This is a genomic window from Enterobacter sp. kpr-6 (assembly GCF_900116015.1).
Classification (GTDB): domain Bacteria; phylum Pseudomonadota; class Gammaproteobacteria; order Enterobacterales; family Enterobacteriaceae; genus Enterobacter_D.
Genome location: NZ_FOYH01000016.1, coordinates 1 through 16,006 on the forward strand (window position 1 = coordinate 1; position 16,006 = coordinate 16,006).

The window sequence follows — 16,006 nt, forward strand, 5'->3', positions numbered from 1 at the left end:
ACCCCGACCCGCCACTACGCACACGTAGACTGCCCGGGCCACGCCGACTATGTTAAAAACATGATCACCGGTGCTGCCCAGATGGATGGCGCGATCCTGGTTGTTGCTGCGACTGACGGCCCGATGCCGCAGACCCGTGAGCACATCCTGCTGGGTCGCCAGGTAGGCGTTCCGTTCATCATCGTGTTCCTGAACAAATGCGACATGGTTGATGACGAAGAGCTGCTGGAACTGGTTGAGATGGAAGTTCGTGAACTCCTGTCCCAGTACGATTTCCCGGGCGACGACACCCCGATCGTACGTGGTTCTGCACTGAAAGCGCTGGAAGGCGAAGCACAGTGGGAAGAGAAAATCATCGAACTGGCTGGCTACCTGGATTCTTACATCCCGGAACCAGAGCGTGCGATTGACAAGCCGTTCCTGCTGCCTATCGAAGACGTATTCTCCATCTCCGGCCGTGGTACTGTTGTTACCGGTCGTGTAGAGCGCGGTATCGTTAAAGTGGGTGAAGAAGTTGAAATCGTTGGTATCAAAGATACGGCGAAATCCACCTGTACCGGCGTTGAAATGTTCCGCAAACTGCTGGACGAAGGCCGTGCGGGCGAGAACGTGGGTGTTCTGCTGCGTGGTATCAAACGTGAAGAAATCGAACGTGGTCAGGTACTGGCTAAGCCGGGTTCCATCAAGCCGCACACCAAATTCGAATCTGAAGTTTACATCCTGTCCAAAGATGAAGGCGGCCGTCATACTCCGTTCTTCAAAGGCTACCGTCCGCAGTTCTACTTCCGTACAACTGACGTGACTGGCACCATCGAACTGCCGGAAGGTGTTGAGATGGTAATGCCGGGCGACAACATCAAAATGGTTGTTACCCTGATCCACCCGATCGCGATGGATGACGGTCTGCGTTTCGCAATCCGTGAAGGCGGCCGTACCGTTGGCGCGGGCGTTGTTGCTAAAGTTCTGAGCTAATAGTTTATTATCTCTGAATTAAAAAGGACGCTTCGGCGTCCTTTTTGCTTTTTGTTATTTACACATCGTCATGATTGTTTGCATTTTTACTCTGGCCTGCATTATTCCCTTAAGTTTGTGCTATTGTAATCGTAACTATTCTCATTTACACTTTGCGCATAAATTGAACGGGAGTGATTATGTACGTTTGTTTGTGTAATGGTGTTAGTGATAAAAAAATCCGCCAGGCAGTGCGTCAGTTTCACCCGCAATCTTTTCAGCAGTTGCGTAAATTTGTTCCTGTAGGAAATCAATGTGGTAAGTGTGTTCGTGCCGCGCGTGAAATTATGCAGGATGAATTGATGCAGATCCCGGAATATAAAGAGATCGCTTAAGACCCTATCTTTTATTTTGACATCCCGGTAGCCCCATCTACGCTTCTATGAGTGGAAGCGGAGGGACTATATAATGAAAGGTGATGTTAAAATCATAAATTATCTCAATAAATTATTGGGAAATGAGCTGGTCGCAATCAATCAGTACTTTCTCCATGCGAGAATGTTCAAAAACTGGGGCCTGATGCGGCTTAACGATGTCGAGTACCATGAATCCATAGATGAAATGAAACACGCCGATAAATACATTGAGCGTATTTTATTTCTCGAAGGCATTCCTAACTTGCAGGATCTCGGTAAGTTGGGCATTGGTGAAGACGTAGAGGAAATGCTGCAATCAGATCTTCGCCTGGAACTGGAAGGCGCTAAAGATCTGCGTGAGGCAATTGCTTATGCCGATACTATCCATGACTACGTCAGTCGCGACATGATGATCGAAATCCTGAAGGATGAAGAAGGTCATATCGACTGGCTGGAAACAGAACTCGATCTCATCAACAAAATTGGTCTGCAGAACTATCTTCAGTCGCAGCTTAAAGAGCAAGCAAGCTAACGGTCGACTGTATATTCAGGCATCCTGTAATCAGTCCCGCTGTGGCCAGAAAAGGGCCGAATCGCAGCGGGTTTTTTAATGCCTGCGTTGAACGCTTCGCCACAAAAAGCGTAAGCACGAAGCAGGAGCCCAGAAGCGCAGCAATAAAGGCTAACTGAGGCAAAGCCTGCCATCCATGCCATGCACCTAATGCAGCCAGCAGTTTAATATCGCCATATCCCAATCCTTCACGTCGGCGTAGAAAAAAATATCCCCAGTAAATTGCCGCAAACGCAAGGTATCCTCCTACCGCCCCCCAAACCGCATCCGGCAATAACGAAGGCATGCAAACCAGATGGTATAGAAGACCAAGCCAGAGAAGAGGGCAGTTATAACAATCGGGCAAGAGGCCTGTTCGTATGTCCCTCCAGCTCAACAAAACAGATAGGCTCAGATAGCTCATCAAAAAAAGCAGGGCTAATAGCATATCAACGACCCCCAATAGAAAGTGGGATGGAGTGTGAGTGAAGGAGAAAAGCGGACCAACTGTAAAAACGTCAGAATGCGATCCCTTTTCAGACATGATTGACGCCTTACACTCTCAGGACGGCAAAATGCGTGCATTCTCGCAGCGCTTATTTTCTAAACGCCTCTTGCGCATACGTCAATATTGCGTATAATGCGCGGGCTTGTCGTAATTGACGGCTGGTTCGATATGAACCCTGGCAGCGCAGTTAGGTTGCCAAACAACGCTCCCAATCGGGGGGCAACGTAAGAACGATTACACTCTCCCATCAATCGTAATGGGTGTGAGTAGTAATTATTTTCGTCTATAAAATAATTGGAGCTCTGGTCTCATGCAGAACCAAAGAATCCGTATCCGTCTTAAAGCGTTTGATCATCGTCTGATCGATCAATCAACCGCGGAAATCGTCGAGACTGCCAAGCGCACTGGTGCGCAGGTCCGTGGTCCGATCCCGCTGCCGACCCGCAAAGAGCGCTTTACCGTTCTGATCTCCCCGCACGTCAACAAAGATGCGCGCGATCAGTACGAGATTCGCACTCACAAGCGTCTGGTTGACATCGTTGAGCCAACCGAGAAAACCGTTGATGCTCTGATGCGTCTGGACCTGGCTGCCGGTGTAGACGTGCAGATCAGCCTGGGTTAATCAGGTCATCGAGCGATTGAGAGGTTGATACAATGATTGGTTTAGTCGGTAAAAAAGTGGGTATGACCCGCGTCTTCACTGAAGACGGCGTCTCTATCCCAGTAACCGTAATCGAAGTTGAAGCAAACCGCGTGACTCAGGTTAAAGACCTGGCTAACGACGGTTACCGTGCTGTTCAGGTAACCACCGGTGCTAAAAAAGCTAACCGCGTCACCAAGCCTGAAGCGGGTCACTTCGCTAAAGCTGGCGTTGAAGCTGGCCGTGGTCTGTGGGAATTCCGTCTTGCTGACGGCGAAGAATTCACCGTAGGTCAGGACATTAGCGTTGAGCTGTTTGCTGAAGTTAAAAAAGTTGACGTAACCGGTACCTCTAAAGGTAAAGGTTTCGCTGGTACCGTTAAGCGCTGGAACTTCCGTACCCAGGACGCTACCCACGGTAACTCCTTGTCTCACCGCGTTCCGGGTTCCATCGGTCAGAACCAGACTCCGGGCAAAGTGTTCAAAGGCAAGAAGATGGCAGGTCAGCTGGGTAACGAACGTGTAACTGTTCAGAGCCTGGACGTAGTACGTGTTGACGCTGAGCGCAACCTGCTGCTGGTTAAGGGTGCAGTTCCGGGTGCTACCGGTTGCGACCTGATCGTTAAACCAGCTGTGAAGGCGTGAGGAGATAGCAATGGAATTAGTATTGAAAGACGCGCAAAGCGCGCTGACTGTTTCCGAAACTACCTTCGGTCGTGATTTCAACGAAGCGCTGGTACACCAGGTTGTAGTTGCTTATGCAGCTGGGGCTCGTCAGGGTACTCGTGCTCAGAAGACCCGTGCTGAAGTAACTGGTTCCGGTAAAAAACCGTGGCGTCAGAAAGGTACCGGCCGTGCGCGTTCAGGTTCTATCAAGAGCCCGATCTGGCGTTCCGGTGGCGTAACCTTCGCTGCGCGTCCGCAGGACCACAGTCAAAAAGTAAACAAAAAGATGTACCGCGGCGCGCTGAAAAGCATTCTGTCCGAACTGGTACGTCAGGATCGTCTGATCGTTGTCGAGCAGTTCTCTGTAGAAGCGCCTAAAACTAAGCTGCTGGCACAGAAACTGAAAGACATGGCTCTGGAAGATGTGTTGATCATCACCGGTGAGCTGGACGAGAACCTGTTCCTGGCCGCACGTAACCTGCACAAGGTTGACGTACGTGACGCAGCAGGTATCGACCCGGTTAGCCTGATCGCCTTCGACAAAGTCGTAATGACTGCTGATGCTGTTAAGCAAGTTGAGGAGATGCTGGCATGATTCGTGAAGAACGTCTGCTGAAGGTGCTTCGCGCACCGCACGTTTCTGAAAAAGCGTCTACTGCGATGGAAAAAACCAATACCATCGTTCTCAAAGTTGCTAAAGACGCGACCAAAGCAGAAATCAAAGCTGCTGTGCAGAAACTGTTTGAAGTCGAAGTCGAAGTCGTTAACACCCTGGTTGTTAAAGGGAAAGTTAAACGTCACGGACAGCGTATCGGTCGTCGTAGCGACTGGAAAAAAGCTTACGTCACCCTGAAGGAAGGCCAGAATCTGGACTTCGTTGGCGGCGCTGAGTAAGTCGGAGGAGTAATACAATGGCAGTTGTTAAGTGTAAACCGACATCTCCGGGTCGTCGCCACGTTGTTAAAGTGGTTAACCCTGAGCTGCACAAGGGCAAACCTTTTGCTCCATTGCTGGAAAAAAACAGCAAATCCGGTGGCCGTAACAACAATGGCCGTATCACCACTCGTCACATCGGTGGTGGCCATAAGCAGGCTTATCGTATTGTTGACTTCAAACGCAACAAAGACGGTATCCCGGCTGTTGTTGAACGTCTTGAGTACGATCCGAACCGTTCCGCGAACATCGCGCTGGTTCTGTACAAAGACGGCGAGCGCCGTTACATCCTGGCCCCTAAAGGCCTGAAAGCTGGCGACCAGATTCAATCTGGCGTTGATGCTGCTATCAAAGCGGGTAACACCCTGCCGATGCGCAATATCCCGGTTGGTTCTACTGTTCATAACGTAGAAATGAAACCAGGTAAAGGCGGTCAGCTGGCGCGTTCTGCTGGTACCTATGTTCAGATCGTTGCTCGTGATGGTGCTTATGTCACCCTGCGTCTGCGTTCTGGCGAAATGCGCAAAGTTGAAGCTGACTGCCGCGCAACTCTGGGCGAAGTTGGCAATGCTGAGCATATGCTGCGCGTTCTGGGTAAAGCAGGTGCTGCACGCTGGCGTGGTGTTCGTCCTACCGTTCGCGGTACTGCGATGAACCCGGTAGATCACCCACATGGTGGTGGTGAAGGTCGTAACTTTGGTAAGCACCCGGTAACCCCGTGGGGCGTTCAGACTAAAGGTAAGAAGACCCGCAGCAACAAGCGTACTGATAAATTTATCGTACGTCGCCGTAGCAAATAATATTAGAGGATAAGCCATGCCACGTTCTCTCAAGAAAGGTCCTTTTATTGACCTGCACTTGCTGAAGAAGGTAGAGAAAGCGGTGGAAAGCGGTGACAAGAAGCCCCTGCGCACTTGGTCCCGTCGTTCAACGATCTTTCCTAACATGATCGGTTTGACCATCGCTGTCCATAATGGTCGTCAGCACGTTCCGGTATTTGTTTCCGACGAAATGGTCGGTCACAAACTGGGTGAATTCGCACCGACTCGTACTTATCGCGGCCACGCTGCTGATAAAAAAGCGAAGAAGAAATAAGGTAGGAGGAAGAGATGGAAACTTTAGCTCAACATCGCCATGCTCGTTCTTCTGCTCAGAAGGTTCGCCTTGTTGCTGACCTGATTCGCGGTAAGAAAGTGTCGCAGGCCCTGGACATCCTGACCTATACCAACAAGAAAGCTGCGGTATTGGTTAAGAAAGTACTGGAATCTGCCATTGCTAACGCTGAACACAACGATGGCGCTGACATTGACGATCTGAAAGTTGCGAAAATTTTCGTAGACGAAGGCCCGAGCATGAAGCGCATTATGCCGCGTGCGAAAGGTCGTGCAGATCGCATCCTGAAGCGCACCAGCCACATTACTGTGGTTGTGTCCGATCGCTGAGACTCTGGAGACTAGCAATGGGTCAGAAAGTACATCCTAATGGTATTCGCCTGGGTATTGTAAAACCATGGAACTCAACCTGGTTTGCGAACACCAAAGAATTCGCTGACAACCTGGACAGCGATTTTAAAGTTCGTCAGTACCTGACTAAGGAACTGGCGAAGGCGTCCGTATCTCGTATCGTTATCGAGCGTCCGGCTAAGAGTATCCGTGTGACTATTCACACTGCTCGCCCGGGTATCGTTATCGGTAAGAAAGGCGAAGACGTCGAAAAACTGCGCAAGGTCGTAGCGGATATCGCTGGCGTTCCTGCACAGATCAATATCGCTGAAGTCCGTAAACCGGAACTGGACGCTAAATTGGTTGCTGACAGCATCACTTCACAGCTGGAACGTCGCGTTATGTTCCGTCGTGCTATGAAGCGTGCTGTACAGAACGCAATGCGTCTGGGCGCGAAAGGTATTAAAGTTGAAGTTAGCGGCCGTCTGGGCGGCGCGGAAATCGCACGTACCGAATGGTACCGCGAAGGTCGCGTACCGCTGCACACTCTGCGTGCTGACATCGACTACAACACCTCTGAAGCGCACACCACTTACGGTGTAATCGGCGTTAAAGTGTGGATCTTCAAAGGTGAGATCCTTGGTGGTATGGCTGCTGTTGAACAACCGGAAAAACCGGCTGCTCAACCTAAAAAGCAGCAGCGTAAAGGCCGGAAATAAGGAGCGTCGCTGATGTTACAACCAAAGCGTACAAAATTCCGTAAAGTGCACAAAGGCCGCAACCGTGGTCTGGCGCAGGGTACGGATGTTAGCTTCGGCACTTTCGGTCTGAAAGCTGTTGGCCGTGGTCGTCTGACTGCACGTCAGATCGAAGCAGCACGTCGTGCTATGACCCGTGCAGTTAAGCGTCAGGGTAAGATCTGGATCCGTGTATTCCCGGACAAACCGATCACCGAGAAGCCGCTCGAAGTGCGTATGGGTAAAGGTAAAGGTAACGTGGAGTATTGGGTTGCCTTGATTCAGCCGGGTAAAGTCCTGTATGAAATGGACGGTGTACCGGAAGAGCTGGCCCGTGAAGCATTCAAGCTGGCAGCAGCGAAACTGCCGATTAAAACCACCTTTGTAACTAAGACGGTGATGTAATGAAAGCAAAAGAGCTGCGTGAGAAAAGCGTTGAAGAGCTGAACACCGAGCTGCTGAACCTGTTGCGTGAGCAGTTTAACCTGCGTATGCAAGCAGCAAGTGGCCAGCTGCAACAGTCTCACCTGTTGAAGCAAGTGCGTCGTGATGTCGCACGCGTTAAGACTTTACTGACTGAGAAGGCGGGTGCGTAATGACCGATAAAATCCGTACTCTGCAAGGTCGCGTCGTTAGCGATAAAATGGAGAAATCCATTGTTGTTGCCATCGAACGTTTTGTGAAACACCCGATCTACGGTAAATTCATCAAGCGTACGACCAAACTGCACGTACATGACGAGAACAACGAATGCGGTACTGGTGACGTGGTTGAAATCCGCGAATGCCGTCCGCTGTCCAAGACTAAGTCCTGGACGCTGGTTCGCGTTGTAGAGAAAGCTGTTCTGTAATACAGTACGCGTTCTCAAACGATAAACGGTCCAGCAATGGGCCGTTTATTTTTTCTACCCATATCTAAGAAGCGGTGTTATAATGCCGCGCCCCCGATATGGGGCTTTTTAACGACCCGAGATTTTGGGTCCCAAAGTAGTAGTTGACATTAGCGGAGCACTAAAATGATCCAAGAACAGACTATGCTGAACGTCGCCGACAACTCCGGTGCACGTCGCGTAATGTGTATCAAGGTTCTGGGTGGCTCGCACCGTCGCTACGCAGGCGTAGGCGACATCATCAAGATCACCATCAAGGAAGCAATTCCGCGTGGTAAGGTCAAAAAAGGTGATGTGCTGAAGGCGGTAGTGGTGCGCACCAAGAAGGGTGTTCGTCGCCCGGACGGTTCTGTCATTCGCTTCGATGGTAATGCATGCGTTATTTTAAACAATAACAGCGAGCAACCTATCGGAACGCGTATTTTTGGGCCGGTAACTCGTGAACTTCGTACTGAAAAGTTCATGAAAATTATCTCTCTGGCACCAGAAGTACTCTAAGGAGCGAACCATGGCAGCTAAAATCCGTCGTGATGACGAAGTTATCGTGTTAACCGGTAAAGATAAAGGTAAACGCGGTAAAGTTAAGAATGTCCTGTCTTCTGGCAAGGTCATCGTTGAAGGTATCAACCTGGTTAAGAAACATCAGAAGCCGGTTCCGGCCCTGAACCAACCAGGCGGCATTGTAGAGAAAGAAGCAGCTATTCAGATCTCTAACATTGCACTGTTCAACGCGGCAACTGGCAAGGCAGACCGTGTAGGCTTTAGATTCGAAGACGGCAAAAAAGTCCGTTTTTTCAAGTCTAACAGCGAAACTATCAAGTAATTTGGAGTAGTACGATGGCGAAACTGCATGATTACTACAAAGACGAAGTAGTTAACAAACTCATGACTGAGTTTAGCTACAATTCTGTCATGCAAGTCCCTCGGGTCGAGAAGATCACCCTGAACATGGGTGTTGGTGAAGCGATCGCTGACAAGAAACTGCTGGATAACGCAGCAGCCGATTTGGCAGCAATCTCCGGTCAAAAGCCGTTTATCACCAAAGCACGCAAATCTGTTGCAGGCTTCAAAATCCGTCAGGGCTATCCGATCGGCTGTAAAGTAACTCTGCGTGGCGAACGCATGTGGGAGTTCTTTGAGCGCCTGATCACTATTGCTGTACCTCGTATCCGTGACTTCCGTGGCTTGTCCGCTAAGTCTTTCGACGGTCGTGGTAACTACAGCATGGGTGTCCGTGAGCAGATCATCTTCCCAGAAATCGACTACGACAAAGTCGATCGCGTGCGTGGTTTGGATATTACCATCACCACTACTGCGAAATCTGATGAAGAAGGCCGTGCTCTGCTGGCTGCCTTTGACTTCCCGTTCCGCAAGTAAGGTAGGGTTACTGAATGGCTAAGCAATCAATGAAAGCACGCGAAGTAAAGCGCGTAGCTTTAGCTGATAAATTCTTCGCTAAACGCGCTGAACTGAAAGCTATCATCTCTGATGTGAACGCAACCGACGAAGATCGTTGGAATGCAGTTCTTAAGCTGCAGACTCTGCCGCGTGATTCCAGCCCGTCTCGTCAGCGTAACCGCTGCCGTCAAACTGGTCGTCCGCACGCTTTCCTGCGGAAGTTCGGGTTGAGCCGTATTAAGGTCCGTGAAGCCGCTATGCGCGGTGAAATTCCGGGTCTTAAAAAGGCTAGCTGGTAATTGTCACCAATTGAATCACGGGAGTAAAGACAGATGAGCATGCAAGATCCGATCGCGGATATGCTGACCCGTATCCGTAACGGTCAGGCCGCGAACAAAGCTGCGGTCACCATGCCTTCCTCCAAGCTGAAAGTGGCAATTGCCAACGTGCTGAAGGAAGAAGGTTTTATTGAAGAATTTAAAGTTGAAGGCGACACCAAGCCGGAACTGGAACTGACTCTTAAGTATTTCCAGGGTAAAGCTGTTGTAGAAAGCATTCAGCGTGTCAGCCGCCCAGGTCTGCGCATCTATAAGAAAAAAGATGAGCTGCCGAAGGTTATGGCCGGCATGGGTATCGCAGTTGTTTCTACCTCTAAAGGTGTTATGACTGATCGTGCAGCGCGCCAGGCTGGTCTTGGTGGCGAAATTATCTGCTACGTAGCCTAATCGGAGGAAAAAATGTCTCGTGTTGCTAAAGCACCGGTCGTTGTTCCTGCCGGCGTTGATGTAAAAATCAACGGTCAGGTTATTACGATCAAAGGTAAAAACGGCGAGCTGACTCGTACTCTCAACGATGCTGTTGAAGTAAATCATGCAGATAATGCACTGACCTTCGGTCCGCGTGATGGTTTCGTGGATGGATGGGCTCAGGCTGGTACCGCGCGTGCCCTGCTGAACTCAATGGTTATCGGTGTTACCGAAGGCTTCACTAAGAAGCTGCAGCTGGTTGGTGTAGGTTATCGTGCGGCGATCAAAGGTAATGCAGTAAACCTGTCTCTGGGTTTCTCGCATCCTGTTGAACATGCGCTGCCGGCGGGGATCACAGCAGAATGTCCGACTCAGACTGAAATCGTGCTGAAAGGCGCTGATAAACAGCTGATCGGTCAGGTTGCAGCAGATCTGCGCGCCTACCGTCGTCCTGAGCCTTATAAAGGCAAGGGTGTTCGTTACGCCGACGAAGTCGTGCGTACCAAAGAGGCTAAGAAGAAGTAAGGTAACACTATGGATAAGAAATCTGCTCGTATCCGTCGTGCGACCCGCGCACGCCGCAAGCTCCAAGAGCTGGGCGCAACTCGCCTGGTGGTACATCGTACCCCGCGTCATATTTACGCACAGGTAATTGCACCGAACGGTTCTGAAGTTCTGGTAGCTGCTTCTACTGTAGAAAAAGCTATCGCTGAACAATTGAAGTACACCGGTAACAAAGACGCGGCAGCAGCTGTGGGTAAAGCTGTTGCTGAACGCGCTCTGGAAAAAGGCATCAAAGATGTTTCCTTTGACCGTTCCGGGTTCCAATATCATGGTCGTGTCCAGGCACTGGCAGATGCTGCCCGTGAAGCTGGCCTTCAGTTCTAAGGTAGAGGTGTAAGATGGCTCACATCGAAAAACAAGCTGGCGAACTGCAGGAAAAGCTGATCGCGGTTAACCGCGTATCTAAAACCGTAAAAGGTGGTCGTATTTTCTCCTTCACAGCTCTGACTGTAGTGGGTGATGGTAACGGTCGCGTTGGTTTTGGTTACGGTAAAGCGCGTGAAGTTCCAGCAGCGATCCAGAAAGCGATGGAAAAAGCCCGTCGCAATATGATTAACGTCGCGCTGAACCACGGCACCCTGCAACACCCTGTTAAAGGTGTTCACACGGGTTCTCGTGTATTCATGCAGCCAGCTTCCGAAGGTACCGGTATCATCGCCGGTGGTGCAATGCGCGCCGTTCTGGAAGTTGCTGGAGTTCATAACGTTCTGGCTAAAGCATATGGTTCCACCAACCCGATTAACGTGGTTCGTGCAACTATTGATGGCCTGGAAAATATGAATTCTCCAGAAATGGTCGCTGCCAAGCGTGGTAAATCCGTTGAAGAAATTCTGGGGAATTAAACCATGGCAAAGACTATTAAAATTACTCAAACCCGCAGTGCAATCGGTCGTCTGCCGAAACACAAGGCAACGCTGCTTGGCCTGGGTCTGCGTCGTATTGGTCACACCGTAGAGCGCGAGGATACTCCTGCTGTTCGTGGTATGGTCAACGCGGTTTCCTTCATGGTTAAAGTTGAGGAGTAAGAGATGCGTTTAAATACTCTGTCTCCGGCCGAAGGCTCCAAAAAGGCGGGCAAACGCCTGGGTCGTGGTATCGGTTCTGGCCTCGGTAAAACCGGTGGTCGTGGTCACAAAGGTCAGAACTCTCGTTCTGGCGGTGGCGTACGTCGCGGTTTCGAGGGTGGTCAGATGCCTCTGTACCGTCGTCTGCCGAAATTCGGCTTCACTTCTCGTAAAGCGATGATCACGGCAGAAGTTCGTCTGTCCGATCTGGCTAAAGTAGAAGGCGGCGTTGTAGACCTGAACACGCTGAAAGCGGCAAACATTATCGGTATTCAGATCGAATTCGCGAAAGTGATTCTGTCTGGTGAAGTTTCTACTCCGGTAACTATTCGTGGCCTGCGTGTTACTAAAGGCGCTCGTGCTGCTATCGAAGCTGCTGGCGGTAAAATCGAGGAATAAGTAGCAGATGGCTAAACAACCGGGATTAGATTTTCAAAGTGCCAAAGGTGGCTTAGGCGAGCTGAAACGCAGACTGCTGTTTGTTATCGGCGCGCTGATTGTGTTCCGTATTGGCTCTTTCATTCCGATCCCTGGTATTGATGCCGCTGTACTTGCCAAACTGCTTGAGCAACAGCGAGGCACCATCATTGAAATGTTTAACATGTTCTCTGGTGGTGCTCTCAGCCGTGCTTCTATCTTTGCATTGGGTATCATGCCGTATATTTCGGCATCGATTATTATCCAACTGTTGACGGTGGTTCATCCAACGCTGGCAGAAATTAAGAAAGAAGGGGAGTCTGGTCGTCGTAAGATCAGCCAGTACACCCGTTACGGCACTCTGGTGCTGGCGATATTCCAGTCGATCGGTATTGCTACCGGTCTGCCGAATATGCCTGGTATGCAGGGCCTGGTGATGAATCCAGGCTTTGCATTCTATTTCACCGCTGTTGTAAGTCTGGTCACAGGGACAATGTTCCTGATGTGGCTCGGCGAACAGATTACTGAGCGTGGTATCGGTAACGGTATCTCGATCATTATCTTCGCTGGTATTGTTGCGGGTCTCCCGCCAGCCATTGCCCACACGATCGAGCAAGCGCGTCAAGGCGACCTGCACTTCCTCCTGTTGCTGTTGGTTGCAGTATTAGTGTTTGCAGTGACGTTCTTTGTTGTATTCGTTGAACGTGGTCAACGCCGCATTGTGGTAAACTACGCCAAACGTCAGCAAGGTCGTCGTGTCTATGCTGCACAGAGCACACATTTACCGCTGAAAGTGAATATGGCAGGGGTCATCCCGGCAATCTTCGCTTCCAGTATTATTCTGTTCCCGGCGACCATCGCGTCATGGTTCGGGGGCGGAACCGGTTGGAACTGGCTGACAACAATTTCGCTGTATTTGCAGCCTGGGCAACCGCTTTATGTGTTACTCTATGCGTCTGCAATCATCTTCTTCTGTTTCTTCTACACGGCGTTGGTCTTCAACCCGCGTGAAACAGCAGATAACCTGAAGAAGTCCGGTGCATTTGTACCAGGAATTCGTCCGGGAGAGCAAACGGCGAAGTATATTGATAAAGTAATGACCCGCCTGACCCTGGTTGGTGCGCTTTACATTACCTTTATCTGCCTTATCCCGGAGTTCATGCGTGATGCAATGAAAGTGCCGTTCTACTTTGGTGGGACCTCACTGCTGATCGTTGTTGTCGTGATTATGGACTTTATGGCTCAAGTGCAAACTCTGATGATGTCGAGTCAGTATGAGTCTGCATTGAAGAAGGCGAACCTGAAAGGCTATGGCCGTTAATGGTCGCCCGAGAAGTTACGGAGAGTAAAAATGAAAGTTCGTGCTTCCGTCAAGAAATTATGCCGTAACTGCAAAATCGTTAAGCGTGATGGCGTCATCCGTGTGATTTGCAGTGCCGAGCCGAAGCATAAACAGCGCCAAGGCTGATTATTTCGCATATTTTTCTTGCAAAGTTGGGTTGAGCTGGCTAGATTAGCCAGCCAATCTTTTGTATGTCTGTTCGTATCCATTTGAGTATCCTGAAAACGGGCTTTTCAGCATGGTGCGTACATATTAAATAGTAGGAGTGCATAGTGGCCCGTATAGCAGGCATTAACATTCCTGATCAAAAACACGCTGTGATCGCGTTAACCTCGATCTACGGTGTCGGCAAGACCCGTTCCAAGGCTATTCTGGCCTCTGCGGGTATCGCTGAAGATGTTAAGATCAGTGAGCTGTCTGAAGAACAAATCGACACGCTGCGTGACGAAGTTGCCAAATTTGTCGTTGAAGGTGATCTGCGCCGTGAAGTTAGCATGAGCATCAAGCGTCTGATGGACCTTGGTTGCTATCGCGGTTTGCGTCATCGTCGTGGTCTGCCTGTGCGCGGTCAGCGTACTAAGACCAACGCACGTACCCGTAAGGGTCCGCGCAAACCGATCAAGAAATAATCGGGGTGATTGAATAATGGCAAAGGCACCAATTCGTGCACGTAAACGTGTAAGAAAACAAGTCTCTGACGGCGTGGCTCATGTCCATGCTTCTTTCAACAACACAATCGTTACTATTACTGATCGTCAGGGTAACGCTTTGGGTTGGGCAACAGCCGGTGGTTCCGGTTTCCGTGGTTCACGCAAATCCACTCCGTTTGCAGCTCAGGTTGCAGCAGAGCGTTGCGCTGACGCCGTGAAAGAATACGGTATCAAGAATCTGGAAGTTATGGTCAAGGGACCGGGTCCAGGTCGCGAATCTACCATTCGTGCTCTGAACGCCGCTGGTTTCCGCATCACTAATATTACTGATGTGACTCCGATCCCTCACAACGGTTGTCGTCCGCCGAAAAAACGCCGCGTATAACGCCCGTTTTTTTAGGAATGTTGGAGAAAGAAAATGGCAAGATATTTGGGTCCTAAGCTCAAGCTGAGCCGTCGCGAGGGCACAGACCTGTTCCTGAAGTCTGGCGTTCGCGCGATTGATACCAAGTGTAAAATTGAACAAGCTCCTGGCCAGCACGGTGCGCGTAAACCGCGTCTGTCTGACTATGGTGTGCAGTTGCGTGAAAAGCAAAAAGTTCGTCGTATCTACGGTGTGCTTGAGCGTCAGTTCCGTAACTACTATAAAGAAGCAGCACGTCTGAAAGGCAACACCGGTGAAAACCTGTTGGCTCTGCTGGAAGGTCGTCTGGACAACGTTGTATACCGTATGGGCTTCGGTGCCACTCGTGCAGAAGCACGCCAGCTGGTTAGCCACAAAGCTATTATGGTAAACGGTCGTGTTGTTAACATCGCTTCTTATCAGGTTAGCCCGAATGATGTGGTTAGCATTCGTGAGAAAGCGAAAAAGCAATCTCGCGTGAAAGCCGCTCTGGAGCTGGCTGAGCAGCGTGAAAAGCCAACCTGGCTGGAAGTTGATGGTGGCAAGATGGAAGGTACGTTTAAGCGTAAGCCTGAGCGTTCTGATCTGTCTGCGGACATTAACGAACACCTGATCGTCGAGCTTTACTCCAAGTAAAGCTTAGTACCAAAGAGAGGACACAATGCAGGGTTCTGTGACAGAGTTTCTAAAACCGCGCCTGGTAGATATCGAGCAAGTGAGTTCGACGCACGCCAAGGTGACCCTTGAGCCTTTAGAGCGTGGCTTTGGCCATACTCTGGGTAACGCACTGCGCCGTATTCTGCTCTCATCGATGCCGGGTTGCGCGGTGACCGAAGTTGAGATTGATGGTGTACTTCATGAGTACAGCACCAAAGAAGGTGTTCAGGAGGATATCCTGGAAATCCTGCTCAACCTGAAAGGGCTGGCGGTGAGAGTTCAGGGTAAAGATGAAGTTATTCTTACTCTGAATAAATCTGGCATTGGCCCTGTGACTGCAGCCGACATTACCCATGATGGTGATGTCGAAATCGTCAAGCCGCAGCACGTGATCTGCCACCTGACCGATGAGAACGCGTCTATTAGCATGCGTATCAAAGTTCAGCGCGGTCGTGGTTATGTGCCGGCTTCTGCCCGAATTCATTCGGAAGAAGATGAGCGCCCAATCGGCCGTCTGCTGGTCGACGCATGCTACAGCCCTGTAGAGCGTATTGCCTACAATGTTGAAGCAGCGCGTGTAGAACAGCGTACCGACCTGGACAAGCTGGTCATCGAAATGGAAACCAACGGCACAATCGATCCTGAAGAGGCGATCCGTCGTGCGGCAACCATTCTGGCAGAACAACTTGAAGCTTTCGTTGACTTACGTGATGTACGTCAGCCGGAAGTTAAAGAAGAGAAACCAGAGTTCGATCCGATCCTGCTGCGCCCTGTTGACGATCTGGAATTGACTGTCCGCTCTGCTAACTGCCTCAAAGCAGAAGCTATCCACTATATCGGTGATCTGGTACAGCGTACCGAGGTTGAGCTGCTTAAAACGCCTAACCTGGGTAAAAAATCTCTTACTGAGATTAAAGACGTGCTGGCTTCCCGTGGTTTGTCTCTGGGCATGCGCCTGGAAAACTGGCCACCGGCAAGCATCGCTGACGAGTAACCGGATCACAGGTTAAGGTTTTACTGAGAAGGATAAGGTC

The 16,006-nt window shown here is 50.3% G+C and carries 31 protein-coding genes; 30 read left to right on the forward strand and 1 reads right to left on the reverse strand.

All coding sequences use genetic code 11. The annotated features are described in order from the left end of the window. The 3 genes from tuf to bfr form a co-directional block, all read left to right on the forward strand. Positions 1-972: elongation factor Tu (gene tuf, locus BM373_RS21035; protein ID WP_090466006.1), on the forward strand; the 972-nt coding region annotated here is incomplete at its 5' end. Positions 973-1,151: 179 nt separating this feature from the next. Next, complete coding sequence (bfd, locus tag BM373_RS21045; protein ID WP_059180778.1) at positions 1,152-1,346, forward strand: bacterioferritin-associated ferredoxin; 195 nt, start codon at positions 1,152-1,154, stop codon at positions 1,344-1,346. Between the two features lie 73 nt (positions 1,347-1,419). Next, a complete protein-coding gene (gene bfr, locus BM373_RS21050; protein WP_090466085.1) occupies positions 1,420-1,899 on the forward strand; it encodes a bacterioferritin in 480 nt (159 codons plus the stop codon). On the opposite strand, the gene BM373_RS21055 is transcribed toward bfr, so the two are convergent. Beyond that, positions 1,880-2,365: a prepilin peptidase gene (locus BM373_RS21055; RefSeq protein ID WP_090466147.1), complete on the reverse strand. Its 486-nt coding sequence runs from the start codon at positions 2,363-2,365 to the stop codon at positions 1,880-1,882. The two genes, bfr and BM373_RS21055, sit on opposite strands and share 20 nt — an antisense overlap. Positions 2,366-2,735: 370 nt before the next feature. Here BM373_RS21055 and rpsJ point away from each other — a divergent pair, with 370 nt between their 5' ends. The 27 genes from rpsJ to rpoA all read left to right on the forward strand — a co-directional run bounded on the left by rpsJ (position 2,736) and on the right by rpoA (position 15,966). Continuing rightward, complete coding sequence (gene rpsJ, locus BM373_RS21060; RefSeq protein WP_001181005.1) at positions 2,736-3,047, forward strand: 30S ribosomal protein S10; 312 nt, start codon at positions 2,736-2,738, stop codon at positions 3,045-3,047. A gap of 32 nt (positions 3,048-3,079) precedes the next feature. Next, complete coding sequence (rplC, locus tag BM373_RS21065; RefSeq protein ID WP_090466087.1) at positions 3,080-3,709, forward strand: 50S ribosomal protein L3; 630 nt, start codon at positions 3,080-3,082, stop codon at positions 3,707-3,709. Between the two features lie 10 nt (positions 3,710-3,719). Then, positions 3,720-4,325 carry a 50S ribosomal protein L4 gene (gene rplD, locus BM373_RS21070; protein ID WP_024551593.1) on the forward strand — a complete coding sequence of 202 codons (606 nt, stop codon included), beginning with the start codon at positions 3,720-3,722 and terminating at the stop codon, positions 4,323-4,325. Further along, positions 4,322-4,624 carry a 50S ribosomal protein L23 gene (gene rplW / locus BM373_RS21075; RefSeq protein ID WP_000617546.1) on the forward strand — a complete coding sequence of 101 codons (303 nt, stop codon included), beginning with the start codon at positions 4,322-4,324 and terminating at the stop codon, positions 4,622-4,624. Before rplD ends, rplW begins: the two co-directional genes overlap by 4 nt. A 17-nt stretch (positions 4,625-4,641) precedes the next feature. Next, complete coding sequence (rplB, locus tag BM373_RS21080) at positions 4,642-5,463, forward strand: 50S ribosomal protein L2 (protein WP_000301859.1); 822 nt, start codon at positions 4,642-4,644, stop codon at positions 5,461-5,463. 16 nt (positions 5,464-5,479) lie between these two features. Continuing rightward, positions 5,480-5,758 carry a 30S ribosomal protein S19 gene (rpsS, locus tag BM373_RS21085; protein ID WP_001138115.1) on the forward strand — a complete coding sequence of 93 codons (279 nt, stop codon included), beginning with the start codon at positions 5,480-5,482 and terminating at the stop codon, positions 5,756-5,758. 14 nt (positions 5,759-5,772) lie between these two features. Further along, entirely contained in the window at positions 5,773-6,105 is a 333-nt protein-coding gene (rplV, locus tag BM373_RS21090) for a 50S ribosomal protein L22 (RefSeq protein ID WP_002919773.1), read from the forward strand. 17 nt (positions 6,106-6,122) lie between these two features. Then, entirely contained in the window at positions 6,123-6,824 is a 702-nt protein-coding gene (rpsC, locus tag BM373_RS21095) for a 30S ribosomal protein S3 (protein WP_000529945.1), read from the forward strand. A 12-nt stretch (positions 6,825-6,836) separates the two neighbouring features. Next, a complete protein-coding gene (rplP, locus tag BM373_RS21100; protein WP_002438716.1) occupies positions 6,837-7,247 on the forward strand; it encodes a 50S ribosomal protein L16 in 411 nt (136 codons plus the stop codon). Beyond that, the gene (rpmC, locus tag BM373_RS21105; protein ID WP_000644742.1) at positions 7,247-7,438 is read left to right on the forward strand and encodes a 50S ribosomal protein L29; all 192 of its coding nucleotides are present in this window, start codon (positions 7,247-7,249) and stop codon (positions 7,436-7,438) included. Before rplP ends, rpmC begins: the two co-directional genes overlap by 1 nt. Then, positions 7,438-7,692 (forward strand): 30S ribosomal protein S17, encoded by a 255-nt coding sequence (gene rpsQ, locus BM373_RS21110; protein ID WP_003031120.1) that lies wholly within the window; start codon positions 7,438-7,440, stop codon positions 7,690-7,692. Before rpmC ends, rpsQ begins: the two co-directional genes overlap by 1 nt. A gap of 165 nt (positions 7,693-7,857) precedes the next feature. Next, positions 7,858-8,229, forward strand: a complete 372-nt coding sequence (gene rplN, locus BM373_RS21115; protein WP_002919748.1) for a 50S ribosomal protein L14 — start codon at positions 7,858-7,860, stop codon at positions 8,227-8,229. 10 nt (positions 8,230-8,239) lie between these two features. Beyond that, the gene (gene rplX / locus BM373_RS21120; protein WP_035894981.1) at positions 8,240-8,554 is read left to right on the forward strand and encodes a 50S ribosomal protein L24; all 315 of its coding nucleotides are present in this window, start codon (positions 8,240-8,242) and stop codon (positions 8,552-8,554) included. 14 nt (positions 8,555-8,568) lie between these two features. Continuing rightward, positions 8,569-9,108, forward strand: coding sequence for a 50S ribosomal protein L5 (gene rplE / locus BM373_RS21125; RefSeq protein ID WP_090466090.1), 540 nt, complete (start codon positions 8,569-8,571; stop codon positions 9,106-9,108). 14 nt (positions 9,109-9,122) lie between these two features. After that, positions 9,123-9,428 carry a 30S ribosomal protein S14 gene (gene rpsN / locus BM373_RS21130; RefSeq protein WP_039076814.1) on the forward strand — a complete coding sequence of 102 codons (306 nt, stop codon included), beginning with the start codon at positions 9,123-9,125 and terminating at the stop codon, positions 9,426-9,428. 33 nt (positions 9,429-9,461) lie between these two features. Then, on the forward strand, positions 9,462-9,854 hold the full coding sequence (gene rpsH / locus BM373_RS21135; RefSeq protein ID WP_090466092.1) for a 30S ribosomal protein S8: 393 nt from the start codon (positions 9,462-9,464) through the stop codon (positions 9,852-9,854). A gap of 12 nt (positions 9,855-9,866) precedes the next feature. Then, positions 9,867-10,400: a 50S ribosomal protein L6 gene (rplF, locus tag BM373_RS21140; RefSeq protein ID WP_090466095.1), complete on the forward strand. Its 534-nt coding sequence runs from the start codon at positions 9,867-9,869 to the stop codon at positions 10,398-10,400. 9 nt (positions 10,401-10,409) lie between these two features. Beyond that, the gene (rplR, locus tag BM373_RS21145) at positions 10,410-10,763 is read left to right on the forward strand and encodes a 50S ribosomal protein L18 (protein ID WP_000358960.1); all 354 of its coding nucleotides are present in this window, start codon (positions 10,410-10,412) and stop codon (positions 10,761-10,763) included. Between the two features lie 14 nt (positions 10,764-10,777). Beyond that, a complete protein-coding gene (gene rpsE, locus BM373_RS21150; RefSeq protein WP_090466097.1) occupies positions 10,778-11,281 on the forward strand; it encodes a 30S ribosomal protein S5 in 504 nt (167 codons plus the stop codon). 3 nt (positions 11,282-11,284) lie between these two features. Continuing rightward, positions 11,285-11,464 (forward strand): 50S ribosomal protein L30, encoded by a 180-nt coding sequence (gene rpmD / locus BM373_RS21155; protein WP_001140434.1) that lies wholly within the window; start codon positions 11,285-11,287, stop codon positions 11,462-11,464. A 3-nt stretch (positions 11,465-11,467) separates the two neighbouring features. Then, positions 11,468-11,902, forward strand: a complete 435-nt coding sequence (gene rplO, locus BM373_RS21160; RefSeq protein ID WP_090466100.1) for a 50S ribosomal protein L15 — start codon at positions 11,468-11,470, stop codon at positions 11,900-11,902. Between the two features lie 7 nt (positions 11,903-11,909). Continuing rightward, positions 11,910-13,241, forward strand: a complete 1,332-nt coding sequence (gene secY / locus BM373_RS21165; protein WP_024549509.1) for a preprotein translocase subunit SecY — start codon at positions 11,910-11,912, stop codon at positions 13,239-13,241. 30 nt (positions 13,242-13,271) lie between these two features. Then, positions 13,272-13,388, forward strand: coding sequence for a 50S ribosomal protein L36 (gene rpmJ, locus BM373_RS21170; RefSeq protein ID WP_000868187.1), 117 nt, complete (start codon positions 13,272-13,274; stop codon positions 13,386-13,388). 146 nt (positions 13,389-13,534) lie between these two features. Beyond that, positions 13,535-13,891, forward strand: coding sequence for a 30S ribosomal protein S13 (gene rpsM, locus BM373_RS21175; protein WP_042396003.1), 357 nt, complete (start codon positions 13,535-13,537; stop codon positions 13,889-13,891). Between the two features lie 16 nt (positions 13,892-13,907). Beyond that, complete coding sequence (gene rpsK, locus BM373_RS21180) at positions 13,908-14,297, forward strand: 30S ribosomal protein S11 (RefSeq protein WP_090466103.1); 390 nt, start codon at positions 13,908-13,910, stop codon at positions 14,295-14,297. A gap of 33 nt (positions 14,298-14,330) precedes the next feature. Continuing rightward, positions 14,331-14,951, forward strand: coding sequence for a 30S ribosomal protein S4 (gene rpsD, locus BM373_RS21185; protein WP_002438686.1), 621 nt, complete (start codon positions 14,331-14,333; stop codon positions 14,949-14,951). Between the two features lie 25 nt (positions 14,952-14,976). Continuing rightward, entirely contained in the window at positions 14,977-15,966 is a 990-nt protein-coding gene (rpoA, locus tag BM373_RS21190) for a DNA-directed RNA polymerase subunit alpha (protein ID WP_002438685.1), read from the forward strand. Positions 15,967-16,006 lie beyond the last annotated feature (40 nt).

Excerpts from the sequence above, each read along its gene's own strand:
- rplP (WP_002438716.1), top strand. The coding sequence starts at position 6,837 with ATGTTACAACCAAAGCGTACAAAATTCCGTAAAGTGCACAAAGGCCGC.
- rplE (WP_090466090.1), top strand. The coding sequence starts at position 8,569 with ATGGCGAAACTGCATGATTACTACAAAGACGAAGTAGTTAACAAACTC.
- rpmJ (WP_000868187.1), top strand. The coding sequence starts at position 13,272 with ATGAAAGTTCGTGCTTCCGTCAAGAAATTATGCCGTAACTGCAAAATC.
- bfr (WP_090466085.1), top strand. The coding sequence starts at position 1,420 with ATGAAAGGTGATGTTAAAATCATAAATTATCTCAATAAATTATTGGGA.
- rpsH (WP_090466092.1), top strand. The coding sequence starts at position 9,462 with ATGAGCATGCAAGATCCGATCGCGGATATGCTGACCCGTATCCGTAAC.
- bfd (WP_059180778.1), top strand. The coding sequence starts at position 1,152 with ATGTACGTTTGTTTGTGTAATGGTGTTAGTGATAAAAAAATCCGCCAG.
- rplO (WP_090466100.1), top strand. The coding sequence starts at position 11,468 with ATGCGTTTAAATACTCTGTCTCCGGCCGAAGGCTCCAAAAAGGCGGGC.
- BM373_RS21055 (WP_090466147.1), bottom strand. The coding sequence starts at position 2,365 with ATGCTATTAGCCCTGCTTTTTTTGATGAGCTATCTGAGCCTATCTGTT.
- rpsN (WP_039076814.1), top strand. The coding sequence starts at position 9,123 with ATGGCTAAGCAATCAATGAAAGCACGCGAAGTAAAGCGCGTAGCTTTA.
- rpmC (WP_000644742.1), top strand. The coding sequence starts at position 7,247 with ATGAAAGCAAAAGAGCTGCGTGAGAAAAGCGTTGAAGAGCTGAACACC.
- secY (WP_024549509.1), top strand. The coding sequence starts at position 11,910 with ATGGCTAAACAACCGGGATTAGATTTTCAAAGTGCCAAAGGTGGCTTA.
- rpsK (WP_090466103.1), top strand. The coding sequence starts at position 13,908 with ATGGCAAAGGCACCAATTCGTGCACGTAAACGTGTAAGAAAACAAGTC.
- rpsC (WP_000529945.1), top strand. The coding sequence starts at position 6,123 with ATGGGTCAGAAAGTACATCCTAATGGTATTCGCCTGGGTATTGTAAAA.
- rplD (WP_024551593.1), top strand. The coding sequence starts at position 3,720 with ATGGAATTAGTATTGAAAGACGCGCAAAGCGCGCTGACTGTTTCCGAA.
- rpoA (WP_002438685.1), top strand. The coding sequence starts at position 14,977 with ATGCAGGGTTCTGTGACAGAGTTTCTAAAACCGCGCCTGGTAGATATC.
- rplR (WP_000358960.1), top strand. The coding sequence starts at position 10,410 with ATGGATAAGAAATCTGCTCGTATCCGTCGTGCGACCCGCGCACGCCGC.
- rpsD (WP_002438686.1), top strand. The coding sequence starts at position 14,331 with ATGGCAAGATATTTGGGTCCTAAGCTCAAGCTGAGCCGTCGCGAGGGC.
- rpsS (WP_001138115.1), top strand. The coding sequence starts at position 5,480 with ATGCCACGTTCTCTCAAGAAAGGTCCTTTTATTGACCTGCACTTGCTG.
- rpsE (WP_090466097.1), top strand. The coding sequence starts at position 10,778 with ATGGCTCACATCGAAAAACAAGCTGGCGAACTGCAGGAAAAGCTGATC.
- rplV (WP_002919773.1), top strand. The coding sequence starts at position 5,773 with ATGGAAACTTTAGCTCAACATCGCCATGCTCGTTCTTCTGCTCAGAAG.
- rpsQ (WP_003031120.1), top strand. The coding sequence starts at position 7,438 with ATGACCGATAAAATCCGTACTCTGCAAGGTCGCGTCGTTAGCGATAAA.
- rpsJ (WP_001181005.1), top strand. The coding sequence starts at position 2,736 with ATGCAGAACCAAAGAATCCGTATCCGTCTTAAAGCGTTTGATCATCGT.
- rplW (WP_000617546.1), top strand. The coding sequence starts at position 4,322 with ATGATTCGTGAAGAACGTCTGCTGAAGGTGCTTCGCGCACCGCACGTT.
- rplC (WP_090466087.1), top strand. The coding sequence starts at position 3,080 with ATGATTGGTTTAGTCGGTAAAAAAGTGGGTATGACCCGCGTCTTCACT.
- rplN (WP_002919748.1), top strand. The coding sequence starts at position 7,858 with ATGATCCAAGAACAGACTATGCTGAACGTCGCCGACAACTCCGGTGCA.
- rplF (WP_090466095.1), top strand. The coding sequence starts at position 9,867 with ATGTCTCGTGTTGCTAAAGCACCGGTCGTTGTTCCTGCCGGCGTTGAT.
- rpmD (WP_001140434.1), top strand. The coding sequence starts at position 11,285 with ATGGCAAAGACTATTAAAATTACTCAAACCCGCAGTGCAATCGGTCGT.
- rplB (WP_000301859.1), top strand. The coding sequence starts at position 4,642 with ATGGCAGTTGTTAAGTGTAAACCGACATCTCCGGGTCGTCGCCACGTT.
- rplX (WP_035894981.1), top strand. The coding sequence starts at position 8,240 with ATGGCAGCTAAAATCCGTCGTGATGACGAAGTTATCGTGTTAACCGGT.